This window comes from Staphylococcus sp. EG-SA-14 (genome assembly GCF_017151935.1).
Lineage (GTDB): Bacteria > Bacillota > Bacilli > Staphylococcales > Staphylococcaceae > Staphylococcus > Staphylococcus aureus.
Map to the genome: position 1 here is coordinate 1 of NZ_JACVZM010000036.1, position 14,043 is coordinate 14,043.

The 14,043-nt window shown below is 32.3% G+C and carries 13 protein-coding genes and 1 riboswitch; of the genes, 5 read left to right on the forward strand and 8 right to left on the reverse strand.

Annotated elements, in window-relative coordinates:
• Window positions 1–949: cytochrome d ubiquinol oxidase subunit II (locus IDG63_RS13780; RefSeq protein WP_206176451.1), on the reverse strand; the 949-nt coding region annotated here is incomplete at its 3' end.
• Window positions 946–2,307, reverse strand: a complete 1,362-nt coding sequence (locus IDG63_RS13785; RefSeq protein ID WP_000381849.1) for a cytochrome ubiquinol oxidase subunit I — start codon at window positions 2,305–2,307, stop codon at window positions 946–948. The genes IDG63_RS13780 and IDG63_RS13785, both read right to left, overlap by 4 nt.
• 197 nt (window positions 2,308–2,504) lie before the next feature.
• Between IDG63_RS13785 and nrdH the strand changes: the two genes are divergently transcribed.
• Window positions 2,505–2,738, forward strand: coding sequence for a glutaredoxin-like protein NrdH (gene nrdH / locus IDG63_RS13790; RefSeq protein ID WP_001289618.1), 234 nt, complete (start codon window positions 2,505–2,507; stop codon window positions 2,736–2,738).
• Window positions 2,739–2,974: 236 nt separating this feature from the next.
• On the opposite strand, the gene ptsP is transcribed toward nrdH, so the two are convergent.
• From ptsP to auxA, 5 genes are all read right to left on the reverse strand, one after another.
• A complete protein-coding gene (ptsP, locus tag IDG63_RS13795; protein WP_000040052.1) occupies window positions 2,975–4,693 on the reverse strand; it encodes a phosphoenolpyruvate--protein phosphotransferase in 1,719 nt (572 codons plus the stop codon).
• 2 nt (window positions 4,694–4,695) lie between these two features.
• The gene (locus tag IDG63_RS13800; RefSeq protein WP_000437472.1) at window positions 4,696–4,962 is read right to left on the reverse strand and encodes a phosphocarrier protein HPr; all 267 of its coding nucleotides are present in this window, start codon (window positions 4,960–4,962) and stop codon (window positions 4,696–4,698) included.
• 153 nt (window positions 4,963–5,115) lie between these two features.
• The gene (locus IDG63_RS13805) at window positions 5,116–5,658 is read right to left on the reverse strand and encodes a hypothetical protein (protein ID WP_000505966.1); all 543 of its coding nucleotides are present in this window, start codon (window positions 5,656–5,658) and stop codon (window positions 5,116–5,118) included.
• 53 nt (window positions 5,659–5,711) lie between these two features.
• Window positions 5,712–6,884, reverse strand: a complete 1,173-nt coding sequence (locus IDG63_RS13810; RefSeq protein ID WP_000685079.1) for a class I SAM-dependent rRNA methyltransferase — start codon at window positions 6,882–6,884, stop codon at window positions 5,712–5,714.
• 424 nt (window positions 6,885–7,308) lie between these two features.
• Complete coding sequence (auxA, locus tag IDG63_RS13815) at window positions 7,309–8,604, reverse strand: lipoteichoic acid stability factor AuxA (RefSeq protein WP_000009069.1); 1,296 nt, start codon at window positions 8,602–8,604, stop codon at window positions 7,309–7,311.
• A gap of 151 nt (window positions 8,605–8,755) precedes the next feature.
• Between auxA and graF the strand changes: the two genes are divergently transcribed.
• The 4 genes from graF to IDG63_RS13835 all read left to right on the forward strand — a co-directional run bounded on the left by graF (window position 8,756) and on the right by IDG63_RS13835 (window position 12,641).
• Window positions 8,756–8,890, forward strand: a complete 135-nt coding sequence (gene graF, locus IDG63_RS13820) for a glycopeptide resistance-associated protein GraF (RefSeq protein ID WP_023915585.1) — start codon at window positions 8,756–8,758, stop codon at window positions 8,888–8,890.
• A 784-nt stretch (window positions 8,891–9,674) separates the two neighbouring features.
• Window positions 9,675–9,775, forward strand: a riboswitch (TPP riboswitch).
• A gap of 76 nt (window positions 9,776–9,851) precedes the next feature.
• A complete protein-coding gene (locus IDG63_RS13825) occupies window positions 9,852–10,427 on the forward strand; it encodes an ECF transporter S component (RefSeq protein WP_000033477.1) in 576 nt (191 codons plus the stop codon).
• Window positions 10,428–10,441: 14 nt separating this feature from the next.
• The gene (locus tag IDG63_RS13830; protein ID WP_000921973.1) at window positions 10,442–11,842 is read left to right on the forward strand and encodes an ABC transporter ATP-binding protein; all 1,401 of its coding nucleotides are present in this window, start codon (window positions 10,442–10,444) and stop codon (window positions 11,840–11,842) included.
• Window positions 11,835–12,641 (forward strand): energy-coupling factor transporter transmembrane component T family protein, encoded by an 807-nt coding sequence (locus IDG63_RS13835; RefSeq protein WP_000273263.1) that lies wholly within the window; start codon window positions 11,835–11,837, stop codon window positions 12,639–12,641. Before IDG63_RS13830 ends, IDG63_RS13835 begins: the two co-directional genes overlap by 8 nt.
• Window positions 12,642–12,907: 266 nt before the next feature.
• On the opposite strand, the gene purD is transcribed toward IDG63_RS13835, so the two are convergent.
• Window positions 12,908–14,043 (reverse strand): phosphoribosylamine--glycine ligase (gene purD / locus IDG63_RS13840; RefSeq protein ID WP_206176453.1); only part of this gene is annotated, 1,136 nt, incomplete at its 5' end.

The window sequence follows — 14,043 nt, forward strand, 5'->3', positions numbered from 1 at the left end:
GTAATAAAAGTAAACCTAAAATAAAGACAATCACTAATGTCCAGCCCATTTCTGGATTAACATATGCATCTGTAATTTTTACAAACGGATATAAAAGGTATGGCAATTTACTAATTCCATAGCCAAAGAACGCGAACATCATTTGTAAAATAACAAATACAAAAGCCAAACCATGTTTTTTCTTAAAGAATGTTAACAATGAAGCTAATGCAAAGAATAAGAAACTTATACCAAACATCCACCAATAGTCAAAAACAGCTGAATAAAAATGTTCAGAATTTTGAATGCGTAATGATAGAAATACGAATAAACAAATGATAATCATCGGCGGCCCTAAAAATATGTGCCATTGTCTTGTTAAATTATATGCTGGTTCGTCATTTGCTTTTTTAGCATAATATGTCAAAAATCCTGATGAAATATATAAAACTGAAATAATTGCCAAGAATACTACAGACCAAGCAAATGGGCTTAATAATAACTGCACCCAATCTAGATCGATAACATTGTTTCGAACATTAATATAGCCACCTTCTGTAATAGTTAAAGCAGTAGATAATGAAGCTGGAATTAATAATCCACTTACCCCATACATGATCATCCATGCTAATTTTGTATCTTGACCATAATTTTCAAATGCATAAAAACTGTTTCTCAACGATATCATAATCAGTGCTATTGAACCTGGTATTAACAATACCGTGCCTAAATATTTGATTGACTCTGGAAAGAAACCTACGAATCCTACGAAGAAGAAAACAAAGAATACATTCGTAACTTCCCAAACTGGGTTTAAATAACGTGAAATTAAGTGATTAATTTTCTTTTCATCACCAGTTAACTTTGAATGCAATGCGAAGAAACCTGCCCCAAAATCTATAGAAGCAATAATGATATAGCAAAATAAAAACAACCATAACACTGTTATACCTATAAATGCATAAATCATTTTTCTATTTCTCCTCCTTGCTTCTTGGCTAAACGATTTACATCTTCATACGCCGGTTTATTTTTAAACATACGAATTAATACGTATGCACATGTATACATTAAAATGATGTACAATATGCCAAATAAAATTGTAACGAAGGTTATTCCGCCTGCTTGTGTTGCTGCTTCTGCCACGCGCATATAACCACGAACAATCCAAGGCTGTCTACCCATCTCTGTTAAGAACCATCCAAATTCTATAGCTAGCATTGAAGCTGGGCCTGTTAATAATATTCCATAAAGCATCCATTTATGAGTAGAAAACTTTCTAAGCTTTTTAAACATTAAAGTTAAGACATAAACACCTGAAATGACAAAACATAAAATTCCCATCGTTACCATTAAATCAAAGAAATAATGGACGATCATAGGCGGATGTAAACTTTTTGGAAAATCATTTAACCCTTGTACTTTAGTTTTGACACTATTATCTGCTAAGAAACTCAATAGTCCAGGTAATTCAATCGCACCTTTAACTTGCTGAGTCTTTTCATCTAACACACCAAATAATAATAATTTGGCATGGGAAGATGTATCGAAATGCCATTCATAAGCTGCTAATTTTTCAGGTTGGAATTTATGCAAAAATTTTGCAGATAAATCCCCTGCCAACATAGAAAGTAATGTTGAAAAGAATCCAACTATCATAGACATTTTCAAAGCTTTCTTATGGTAGACAGTATCTTTAGGTTGACGATTACGCAATAATTTAAAAGCTGCTATTGATGCAATAACAAATGCCATCGTCATACCGGCTGTAGTAATTACGTGAAATGATCGAACTATAAACGATGGGTTAAACATCGCTTCTATAGGTTGAACATTGACCATCTTTCCATTCTTCAACTCAAAACCTGCAGGCGTATTCATAAATGAATTCACTGAAGTAATGAAGAATGCTGAGAAAGAGCCACCAATAATTACTGGTATACTAATTAAGAAATGTGTCCATTTATTTTTAAAACGATCCCAAGTATATAAATATATACTTAAGAAAATAGCTTCAAAGAAGAACGCAAATGTTTCCATAAATAATGGAAGTGCAATAACGTGTCCACCCATTTCCATAAATGTAGGCCAAATCAATGATAATTGAAGTCCTATAATTGTACCTGTAACAACTCCCACTGCTACAGTAATTGTATAAGCTTTAGCCCATCTTTTGGCCATAGCTATATATTGAAGATCATTTTTGCGAATACCTAAAAATTCTGCAATTGCGAACATTAAAGGCATACCAACACCAATCGTTGCAAAAATGATATGAACTGCTAAAGTCATAGCTGTCAAAAACCGACTGATTTCAACTGTATCCATTTAAAAACATCACCTTTTTCTTTTTTTGATGACAACACAATGAACTTAATTATAATTGCTATAATGTGTATTTTTAAAACATTATGCGCTATGAAATTGTGTATAATTTATGTCAGTTCACAATGTGTTCACAAATTTGAATTTCAATGTATAATTGTGTATATTACATTAGAATAAAACACGAAGGAGCATGATACATGTCAGAAATAATCGTTTATACGCAGAATGATTGCCCACCTTGTACATTTGTAAAAAATTATCTTAATGAGCATCAAATTGATTTTGAAGAGAGAAATATCAACAATCAACAATATCGAAACGAAATGATAGATTTTGATGCTTTTTCAACTCCGTTTATTTTGTTGAATGGTAATCCAATGTACCATGTTGATCTTGATGAAATCAACAAAGTATTAAATATCCAAGATTAATTTTCATCTAAATCAACTTCATCATTTATAGCTATCATAAATTAAATATCGATTTTTAAATTAACTAACATTAATTAAAGAACAACATTTTGTTAATGACACATAGTTGTTTAATTAGTTAGCAACAACATTCCATTGAAATTAACATAAATCATAAAAAAGAACCCGAAGTATTCATAATTACTCACAATGAATACTTCGGGTTTATTTATAATTCTGTCTTTCGAAAGAATTAATTATTTTACGTAGTTGTTAACTAATTCAATAACTTCTTCTTGCGTTGCACAGTCGACTGCACGGTTAGCAAGTTCAGTCATTTCATTTTTACTTAAACCATTAATTTGTCTTCTTGCTTTCAGAATAGACGTTGCACTCATAGAGAACTCATCTAAACCTAAACCAAGCAATAATGGAATAGCTGTTTCATCTCCAGCCATTTCACCACACATACCTGTCCATTTACCTTCTTTATGTGACGCTTCAATAACTTGTTTAACTAAACGTAAGATTGAAGGGTTATATGGTTGGTATAGATATGATACACGCTCTGACATACGGTCAGCAGCTAATGTGTATTGAATTAAATCATTTGTACCGATACTGAAGAAATCTACTTCTTTAGCAAAGACATCAGCTAATGCTGCTGTTGCAGGTATCTCTACCATGATTCCTAATTCTATATCATCTGAAATGTCATGACCTTCATTTTTAAGGTTTTCTTTTTCTTCCAATAATATAGCTTTAGCTTCTCTAAATTCGTTAATTGTTGCAACCATTGGGAACATGATATTTAACTTACCATAAACTGATGCACGTAATAATGCACGTAGCTGTGGTCTAAAAATATCTTGTTGCGCAAGGCATAAACGAATCGCACGGTAACCTAAGAATGGATTCATTTCTTCAGGCAAGTTTAAGTATGATAATTCTTTATCTCCACCTATATCTAAAGTACGTACAACAACACGTTTACCGTCCATTGCTTCTAATACTTCTTTATAAGCTTCAAATTGCTCTTCTTCTGTAGGCATTTGGTCACGACCCATATATAAAAACTCAGTTCTATATAAGCCGATACCTTGTGCACCATTTTCAATAACACCTGGCAAATCATTAGGTGTACCAATATTTGCAGCAAGCTCTGCGTGAACACCATCAACTGTAACAGTATCAGCATCACGTAGTTTTTGTAATTCTTTCTTGTCAGCAAAATAACGCTCACGTTTATCTTGATAAGCGATTAACTCATCTTCAGTTGGATTAACGATTACATCACCATTTAATCCATCTACGATAATCATGTCGCCTTGTTTAACTTCTTGAGTAATTGATTTTGTACCAACAATTGCTGGAATTTCTAAAGAACGACTCATAATTGCAGAGTGACTTGTTCTTCCGCCAATGTTTGTAGCAAAACCTTGTACGAATTCTTTATTTAATTGAGCAGTATCAGATGGCGTTAAGTCATTCCCTACAATAACAACGCTTTCATCAATCATACTCGGATTCGGTAATTCTACACCTAAAATATGTGATAACACACGTTTAGAAACGTCGCGAATATCAGCCGCACGTTCTTTCATGTATTCGTTATCCATAGATTCAAAAATTGTAACAAATTGTGTTGTTACATCCGTTAATGCTGTAGCAGCATTAGCGTTTTCATTTTTAATCTTATCTTGGATTGGTTGAATTAATTCAGGGTCATCTAAAACTAATAAATGTGCATCAAAGATAGCAGCTTTATCAGCACCTAGTTGAACCTCTGCATTATTTCTAATTTTAGTTAACTCAACTTTAGAAGCTTCGATAGCGCTATTGAACTTTGCAACTTCTCCTTCAACATCAGTGACTTTTTCATTTTTGTCGAATGTTAAGTCTGGCTCAACTAATAAATAAGCTTTAGCAATTGCGACACCATCAGATGCAGCAATACCTTTAATTAATTTAGACATGATTATTTAGTCAATCCTTCTTTTGATAAGACGTCACTGATTGCTTGAATGGCGTCAGATTCATCACTACCGTCAGCATAAATTGTAATTTCAGCATCTTTACCAACACCAAGGCTCATAACACCCATGATTGATTTTAAGTTTACTTTCTTACCGTTATATTCTAATTGAATATCAGAATCGAATTTTGAAGCTGTTTGTACTAACATTGTTGCTGGTCTAGCGTGAATACCAGTCTCGTCGATGATTACATATGAATTTTGTTCCATAATTACATTTCTCCTTCGTATAGTTAGAATCTTCAATATTATTACAATACTAACTTAGTTTTATACATTAACTTTACCAAAACCATGCTTTAAATTCAATTCGTTTAAAACCGGTTTCAGTAAAATTTGCAAATTGCAAAACTATTATAGCACCTACATGACATTTTTAATAACATTTTCGCATTTTTGAATGTGATCTTTTCCAATTTTATTCATAAAATAGTAACTAATAGATGCAGACACAGCTTGTCCTACAACAGGAAACCATTTTGTTTGTTTTGCAGCAGTACGTTTAGCTACATCTCTAATAACTATTTTTAAAAATGCACTTGAAATTCTTTTACCAATAAATTGACTACCTTGAATTGCTGCTGCAGACATAATTCTTTCTTTCACATCATCCCCAAGGCTATTAACTTGCTTATGATCTAATCCGTATATTTTATTTACATCCTCGATAATATCTTTCATTAATTTTAAATCAACACCAAAATCTAAACCCGGAATTGGAACAACGCTCATTGTTGATGACATTAAAGACTTTCTCTTTACAATTGCTTCAGCACGTTGTCGTCTTTCTCTCAATTCTTGAATCGTCGTTGGCATTGCACCTTTTCCGTCAACATTTTCTATTTTAAAGACTGAATTACCAATTTTATTTGTTAAATTTGATGTTAAATTGTTTTTGAATCCCATAATATTATCACCCTTCTTTTTCTCAATAAGTTACTATACCCCTTTTTATCAAATTAATGTCTAATATTTACAAAAACAGCTTTTAAATATTTAGATGGCTTATAATGTGGATGCGTTTTAAAATCTTTTGGTAATCCCATAACTTCAGTTAATTCATAATCAACGCCACTCTCTTCAAGCGTCTTTTTAATAGTATTTTTAAATTGCTTTAATGGATATACACTTGCGTTTGTACATAACAATAATGTTCCTTCAGATGATAAGATATTTAAGGCGCCATTAATTAATTTGTCATAATCTTTTTGCACTGAAAATGTACGTTTTTTGTTACGCGCAAAGCTAGGTGGATCAATCACGATCGTGTCATAACTATGTCCATGTCGTGCAGCATATTTATAGAAATCAAAAGTGTCCATGACATAAATATATTGGGATTTAGGATCAATAGCATTTAATCCAAAATTTTCTTCAGTTAAACTACGAGAACGATTAGCCAAATCTACACTTGTTGTTGAAGATGCCTCACTTGCTGCTATTGCAGAAAAAGCACCTGTATAACTAAATAAGTTTAAAACATGGCGTTCTTTGGCATATTGATCCCTTAATTTCTTGCGCACTTCTTTTTGATCTAAAAAGATACCTGTCATCAAACCATCTTCAAGGTCTACATTATAAAATGTGAAGTTTTCTTCGATAACAATTGGAAACTCAGGTGCATCTCCTTCAACAAAACCACCACTATATTCGCTGTCTTTAAATCTTACTTTTTCGTAAATAGATTTATAATCAAATACTTTTCTAACCGCTTCAAGAATGGCATATTTAAATTTATAAATACCTTTTGAGTACCATTGAATCAACAAATGACCATCGTAATTGTCGATTGTTAATCCCCCAACACCATCACCTTCAGCATTAAATAATCTAAAAGCATTTGTTCCATCTATATTAAAATAATAATCACGTTCTGCTAATGCAGTATTAAACAATTTTACAAAGAAAGCTGTGTTGATTTGTTGAGCTTTATCGTATGTTAGAACCCAACCTAATCCTTTATGTTGGCGACCAACATAAGCCGTTGCGACATATTGTGATTTATCAGTCACAATTTGAAAAATATCTCCTTCTTTTAAATGATCTTGTGAATAGATATCCTCTTCTTCAATTAAAGGATATCCATTAAAATATTTTGTTTCTTTGCCTTTGTTCAGAGTTGCTATTTTCATCTGACAACTTCCTTTCTGTGTTTCGTTGTAGTTTTATATAGATTAAATTGTTTGCCAAATTTCAATATCATCTACTTCTAATCTTACTGTTGATTTTAACAAATTAGTAATTCGAATGATATATGTTAAATTTCTACAAAGGAAATACTATATATCGTTTCGCAAATTCCATATGTCGCTTCAACTATTTACTAGTTTTCTTGATTTTACAAATGGATAACTTTTCAACTATTTTATTTGCACTAAAACTTTGTATACAATTTTCAATACTTAATTCGCATCACCTGAATCAATCAAATCTAGTTACAAAAAAAGTACTATCCATAAACTTCATTGACCTGTATCTAAGTAAGTTAGAGATATATCTAACTTATAGCGTACACATCAAAATGTTTAATAGATAGTACTTTTATAATGCTTTTAATTATGGTCGCTCTCGTAATTGTAACGAATAAGAAATGATGATTGCCAATAACATTAATAGTAATGTTGGCGTAATGAACACTGAAAGTAATAGTCCATGAATCATTATATTTATAAATTCCGTTAACAATTTAAAGAATAAAATGCTCCCCATAAATAGTTGCAAATAATAAAACTTACCTTTCAAGTGGAAAGTTAACGTTGTAGCGATATATGCGATAATAATGAATAACAGAATTAATAATGTAACCCATTCAATAACATATTGTGTCTGTGATAATTTCCAATCACCAGATACAAATAATGCATTACGATTATTAAATTCTAAAAATGTGAATAAAAAGATGACGACACCACAAAATAGTTCGACATACATTGGTTTAACCCATTTCGGTTTTCTCATCCAATCAGGAATATCGTCTTCTTGAATATCGATAATATCATTAACTTTCTTTTTGAATTTATCTCTTTTAGCTCTAATTTTATCTAAATCGACACTTCTTCTTGTCTTACGTGCATATTCTGTAGTCTTATCTTGGAGTTGTTTCAAGTGAATTTTAGTTTGATTCGTGACGTTCCCTTTACTTGTTCTTGATAATTCTGGCTCCTCTTCACCTAATTCTTGCTTTGTTAAAGGTAAAGCTCGGCGCAAGAACAAGAAATTCCAAATAGCCATTTGACCAAGTAACCACATAATTATAAAGAAAGCATTGACACTTAAGATATCAATTGACTCTATTTCATTAGCATCAATTCTGCCATACAATGCAATTTGTGTAATTAAGTAACTTATACCATAACTCACAATTATCCACATGAAATGATTTTTTACATTTTCCTGATTCAATTCATCTTTATAGACGATATATCCTATATGAATTGTAAATGGAATAATGAAAATCACTGCAAAGAATCCATAAACTTGAGTCATTAATATAAGAGTAATAATAAAGTACATGATACCGATAACTAAGAAAAAGATAGAAATATCATAGTCATACTTAATAGTTCTAAGTAATGTATGACCAATCAACATAACTAAAATACCGAATATAATTATCACAATTGCACTAACTATAGGGAAATTACCTATAAATCGACTCATTACTTTAATAATTTCACTGAAAAATGCATTCAGAAATTCCCACACATTATGAACATGTGTATCAACTTTTTTACCACCATTTAATTGTTTAATTAAAGGCAAGTTAATTAAAATAATGAGACCAGTGAAGAGTGAAACGATACCGATTAAATAGCTAAAAATAATTTCGGCGTGTTTCCTAAGAAAAGACATTATGTTCACCTCAAAATCATTATATATTAATCTAATGTTGTTGTCTTTAGATAAATGAATAAATAGTGCTATAGACATAGAAAAGTTTAACGAAAGTACAACCGGGTAAGATTTATATATAAATAATTATCCAATTTGGGAGGAATTAATCATGTCTAATGAAAATCAAAATAAAAAAGCAGCAGAAAAAGCTAAAGAAGTTGAAGAAAAATTAAAAGATAAAAAAGAAAAAAAAACAGAAGATATTAATCAAACAAAACAAGATATCCAAGATACACTAAATTAATTTAAATCCCCTTACAACTTTTAGTTGTTAGGGGATTTTATGCATGTGCTCGGCACATGTATCCCTCTCCTTCCTTACAACTTTTAGTTGTTAGGGGATTTTATGCATGTGCTCGGTGCATGTATCCCTCTTTTACCTTACAACTTTTAGTTGTTAGGGGATTTTATGCATGTGCTCGGTGCATGTATCCCTCTTTTACCTTACAACTTTTAGTTGTTAGGGGATTTTATGCATGTGCTCGGCGCATGTATCCCTCTCCTTCCTTACAACTTTTAGTTGTTAGGGGATTTTATGCATGTGCTCGGCGCATGTATCCCTCTCCTTCCTTACAACTTTTAGTTGTTAGGGGATTTTATGCATGTGCTCGGTGCATGTATCCCTCTTTTACCTTACAACTTTTAGTTGTTAGGGGCTTTTTTGCTTGCGCTCGGCGCATGTATCCCTCTTCTTCCTTACAACTTTTAGTTGTTAGGGGATTTTTTTCATGTGCTCGGCGCATGTATCCCTCTTCTTCCTTACAAACTATAATTCGTAAGCCATTATGCACGGGTTCTTCACTGTTGTAAAAGAGGTATGATTGATAAGTATCCTTCTTCATTTATCAGCTCAATATTATTACATGTCACATATTTTTATATCTTTAATTACTAACATTCCTACTACATCTTCAATTTAAATCCAATGCCAATATTATAAATTTTAAATCGAATTAAACGAAATTTCATGAAGACAACCTATTGACATAAGTTTACAAACGTCTTACAGTATAATTAATTAAATAAATCGCACACACTAGGGGTGTTTTATACTGAGATGAGGCTTGCCCTCAAACCCTTTGAACCTGATCTAGCTTGAACTAGCGTAGGAAAGTGTTACTATACATATGTTTTACTAATATATATTGTGAACGCATAACTTTCCTATGGATGGTTGTGCGTTTTTTTATTAGGAGGATGTAAAAATGTCAAAAGGTTTAAAGCTATCTGAAATACTAGTAACCGTACTTATTTCAGTAGTATTCGCAGTTATTTACAATTTATGGTGGTTTGTTTACAATGGTGTGCAAGCTACAGGCCTTCACCTCGAACAATTAACAAACGGGGTTTGGTTCATGGCAGCGATTGTCTGCTATCTAATTATTCCAAAACCAGGTATTGCTTTACTGGCTGAATTTGCTGCAGGTGCCGGCGAAACTATCATTATGGGTCGTTTCGATATTCCGACAATCGTTTACGCTTTCATACAAGGTTTAGCGTGTGAACTTGTCTTTGCAATTTTTAAATATCAATCTCGTTCAGTTATGGTAGCTATGTTAGCAGGTTTTTGTACAGCAATCGCGGCTTTCCCTATAGATTATTTCTATGGTTATTTAAATGAAGTTGCAGGTTGGAACTTAACATTATTCATCGTATTTAGATTAATTAGTGGTGCAGTAGTCGCCGGCGTCCTATCTTACCTTTTAGTAAAAGCTTTAGATAAGACAGGCGTAACAAAATTATTTAGACCAGCTGCTAAAGAAGATTACGACAACTTATAAGAGGAGCATTCAGAGTGTTAAAAGTAAGTGATTTACGATTAAAATATCCAAGTGGTCAGCGTAAAATTTTCGATCATTTAAATATCACTATTCAAGACAAAGAAAAAGTACTTTTACTCGGTCCTTCTGGTTGCGGTAAAAGTACACTTCTGAATGTATTAAGTGGTATTGTTCCTAATTTAATTGAATTACCTATGAAATATGATGAACTAATCGTTGACCCATTAAGTGGCGTTATTTTCCAAGACCCTGATAGCCAGTTTTGTATGCCAAAAGTATACGAAGAACTTGCATTCGTTTTAGAAAATAGACAAGTACCACGTGAAGACATGGATGCGTTAATTATCAATGCTTTAAATATGGTCAATTTAAATGTTACCCCTGAAACGTATATCAAAGATTTAAGTGGCGGGATGAAACAGAAATTGGCAATTGTTGAAACCATTCTTCAACAATCAAAAACATTGTTTTTAGATGAACCGACAGCAATGTTAGATGTTCAAGCAACAGAAGATTTATGGACTAAACTAATTGAACTTTGGGAAGATCAAACTGTTGTAATCGTTGAACATAAAGTTAAACACATCTGGAATCATGTCGACCGCGTCATTTTGATGGATTATAACGGAAATATCATTGCCGATGAATGTCCTGAAATCATATTACAGAAGTATGTTCATTTACTCAGTGAATATGGTGTGTGGCATCCACGTGCATGGGAATTCGCACCAAGTCGTGTTGACTTTCCAACAACAAACTCACACTTATTACAATTTAAAAATGGACGTATTATTCGCGGTAAATCAACCTTGCTCTCATTCTCAGATTTAGAAATTGGTCTAGGTGAGTGGATTACAATTACAGGGGCAAATGGTAGTGGTAAAACAACCTTGCTTGAATCAATTATGCAATTGATTAAATATCAAGGTGATGTTTATTTTGAAAATCAGCGTTTAACAAAAATTAAACATGCAGCAAAACACATGTATCTAGTTTATCAAAACCCAGAATTACAATTTATAACAAATTCGGTTTATGATGAAATTAACATTCATTTTAATCACCTTTCTAAAGATCAAAGTGATGATGAAACGATACAACTTTTAAAACTTTTAGATTTACAAAATGTAAAAGATCAACATCCTTATGAGTTGTCTATTGGTCAAAAACGACGCCTTAGCGTAGCTACCGCACTAAGTTCTAAAGCTGATATTATCTTTTTAGATGAACCGACATTTGGACTTGATAGCCATAATACATTCCAGTTGATCAAACTTTTCCAAAAGCGAATTAATTTGGGACAAAGTATTGTCATGGTTACACATGACGATGAAATAATTGAACGTTATCCATCAAGAAGACTTAAAATTTCAGATGGTGCGTTACTAGATTGTGATGGTGATACGAATGTATGAGCAATGGAAAGTTCGGCAATCATTTGTTGATGATGTCAACATTATAACGAAACTATTTCTTGGAATTATACTATTTTTCTTTATTATATTTGTGCATAATTTCGATTTTATGCTTTATATCACTATCTTAATGTTAGTTTTCTTATTGATGTTTAATGGTACTCAGTTTAAAATTACAGTAATTTTTATAACTATAAGTATTGGCTTTGCATTACTCTCTTCCCTGTTCATGATTTTATACGGGAATGGTAGCCATACAATTTTGAAATTCGGATTTATCCATATTACAACAGAAAGTTTAGTTCGTGGTTTACATGTATCATTAAGAACCATTGCTATTTCATTTTTCGGTATCTTAATCGCACTTACATCTCAGGTTGTCATGATATTTTATAGTTTAATGCAACATTTAAAGGTTAAATCAAAAGTTGCTTATGCATTCATGGCTGCCATTCGTATGATACCTTTAATGATTAGTTCTTTAATACAGCTTCGCAGATCTTTAAAAATGCGCTATCAGATGATAGACGCGGCAAATTATAGAGGGTTAAAGCGATTTAAGCATTTAATTATACCTCTATTAAGCCAAAATATTAGAAAGGCACATCAATTATCAGTTGCGATGGAGTCGAAAGGATTTAGAGATGGTCCTCGTACTTACTATTACAACGTACCTTTCTCATATAAAGATGTAATCTTTATTATAGTTTTAATTGCCATTATTACTTTGGCATATTATTGTTCAATCACCTTACCCATCACGGGCATAGATGATGTTCGTCTTGGTCGTGTAGGTTAAATTTTATCCATAATTGTATAGATACTAAATTAGAAATTCATTGTATAGAAAAAGAAAACCATTTATTCCATACTAAACAAAAGAGGTGCCACAAACATGTTATTTTGTTCATCCAAACATGTTGTGGCGCCTCTTTTGTATTACATATGCATAATCACAAATTTGGTACAGAAATCAATGTCCTAGACTCTACAACTAAAAAAGCTATGAAAAAAACTATCGTTATAGATTTCTTCATAGCTAATCTTAGTATTTTTTAAATATACTTATTTAAGTTGTAGTGCTTTATTCGCAATGTCATGACGATAGAATAAATGGTCACTTTGTATTTGAGATACTTTTTCGTATGCGTCTCGCTGTGCATCTTGTACATTGTCACCTTTTCCGATGGCAAGTATAACTCTACCACCTGAAGTAACAAAGGTATCACCTTGCTTCTTTAATCCACTAACAAAATAGTTTTCATTTAAATCAAAGCCACTTACTTTATGCCCTTTTTCATATGCATCAGGATATCCTTTTGATGCCAACATGACCCCTACAATAGATTCATTTTTCCATTTGAATTCAGTACGTTTTCCTTCATCTAAATCAATAATATGCTGCATTAAATCACTTTCCATGCGACTTAATAATACTTGAGCTTCAGGATCACCAAAACGGGCATTAAATTCTATTACTTTTGGACCATCTTTAGTTAAAATAGCACCAATGTATAATACACCGAAGAATTGATAACCTTCATTAAGCATTGCCTTTGCAATGGGTTGTGCAATTGTTTCATTTGTAAGTTTTAAAACATCGTCACTAATATGTGGTACTGGACAATAAGCCCCCATACCACCAGTATTTGGTCCTTCATCATGATCAAATGCGCGTTTATGATCTTGTGCAATACAGTCGAAAGGAACTGCTAAATCACCATTAACAAATGTCATTAGCGAGAACTCTTCACCTTCTAAAAACGTTTCAAATACAACAGTACCTTCTTCTTCATCACCATACATAATCTCAATAGCACTTCTGGCTGCTTCAATAGTATCTGCAATAATAACGCCTTTCCCAGCAGCTAACCCATCTTTCTTGACAACAACGGGCAATTCACAGTTTTCAATATATGTTAAAGCATCCTTTTTTCGCTCAACTTCTTTATAATCAGCAGTTGGAATATTATATTTTTCCATTATCTTTTTAGCAAATAATTTTGAGCCTTCGATTTGAGCTGCTTGCTTATTTGGACCAAACACTTTGAAACCATTCGCTCGTAAAATGTCTGCTAATCCATCAATTAGCGGCTGTTCTGGACCTATAACTACCCAATCAACATTTTGCTGTTTAGCAAAATCTAGTATCCCTTGATGATCAGATTCTGAAATTTCAGTGTGTACTTCAGCTATAGGTG

What these genes read in the sequence shown, in the direction of transcription:
- graF (WP_023915585.1), top strand. Translation starts at nt 8,756, where the DNA reads ATGTCTAATGAAAATCAAAATAAAAAAGCAGCAGAAAAAGCTAAAGAA.
- IDG63_RS13810 (WP_000685079.1), bottom strand. Translation starts at nt 6,884, where the DNA reads ATGAAAATAGCAACTCTGAACAAAGGCAAAGAAACAAAATATTTTAAT.
- ptsP (WP_000040052.1), bottom strand. Translation starts at nt 4,693, where the DNA reads ATGTCTAAATTAATTAAAGGTATTGCTGCATCTGATGGTGTCGCAATT.
- IDG63_RS13835 (WP_000273263.1), top strand. Translation starts at nt 11,835, where the DNA reads ATGTATGAGCAATGGAAAGTTCGGCAATCATTTGTTGATGATGTCAAC.
- auxA (WP_000009069.1), bottom strand. Translation starts at nt 8,604, where the DNA reads ATGTCTTTTCTTAGGAAACACGCCGAAATTATTTTTAGCTATTTAATC.
- IDG63_RS13825 (WP_000033477.1), top strand. Translation starts at nt 9,852, where the DNA reads ATGTCAAAAGGTTTAAAGCTATCTGAAATACTAGTAACCGTACTTATT.
- IDG63_RS13805 (WP_000505966.1), bottom strand. Translation starts at nt 5,658, where the DNA reads ATGGGATTCAAAAACAATTTAACATCAAATTTAACAAATAAAATTGGT.
- IDG63_RS13800 (WP_000437472.1), bottom strand. Translation starts at nt 4,962, where the DNA reads ATGGAACAAAATTCATATGTAATCATCGACGAGACTGGTATTCACGCT.
- IDG63_RS13785 (WP_000381849.1), bottom strand. Translation starts at nt 2,307, where the DNA reads ATGGATACAGTTGAAATCAGTCGGTTTTTGACAGCTATGACTTTAGCA.
- nrdH (WP_001289618.1), top strand. Translation starts at nt 2,505, where the DNA reads ATGTCAGAAATAATCGTTTATACGCAGAATGATTGCCCACCTTGTACA.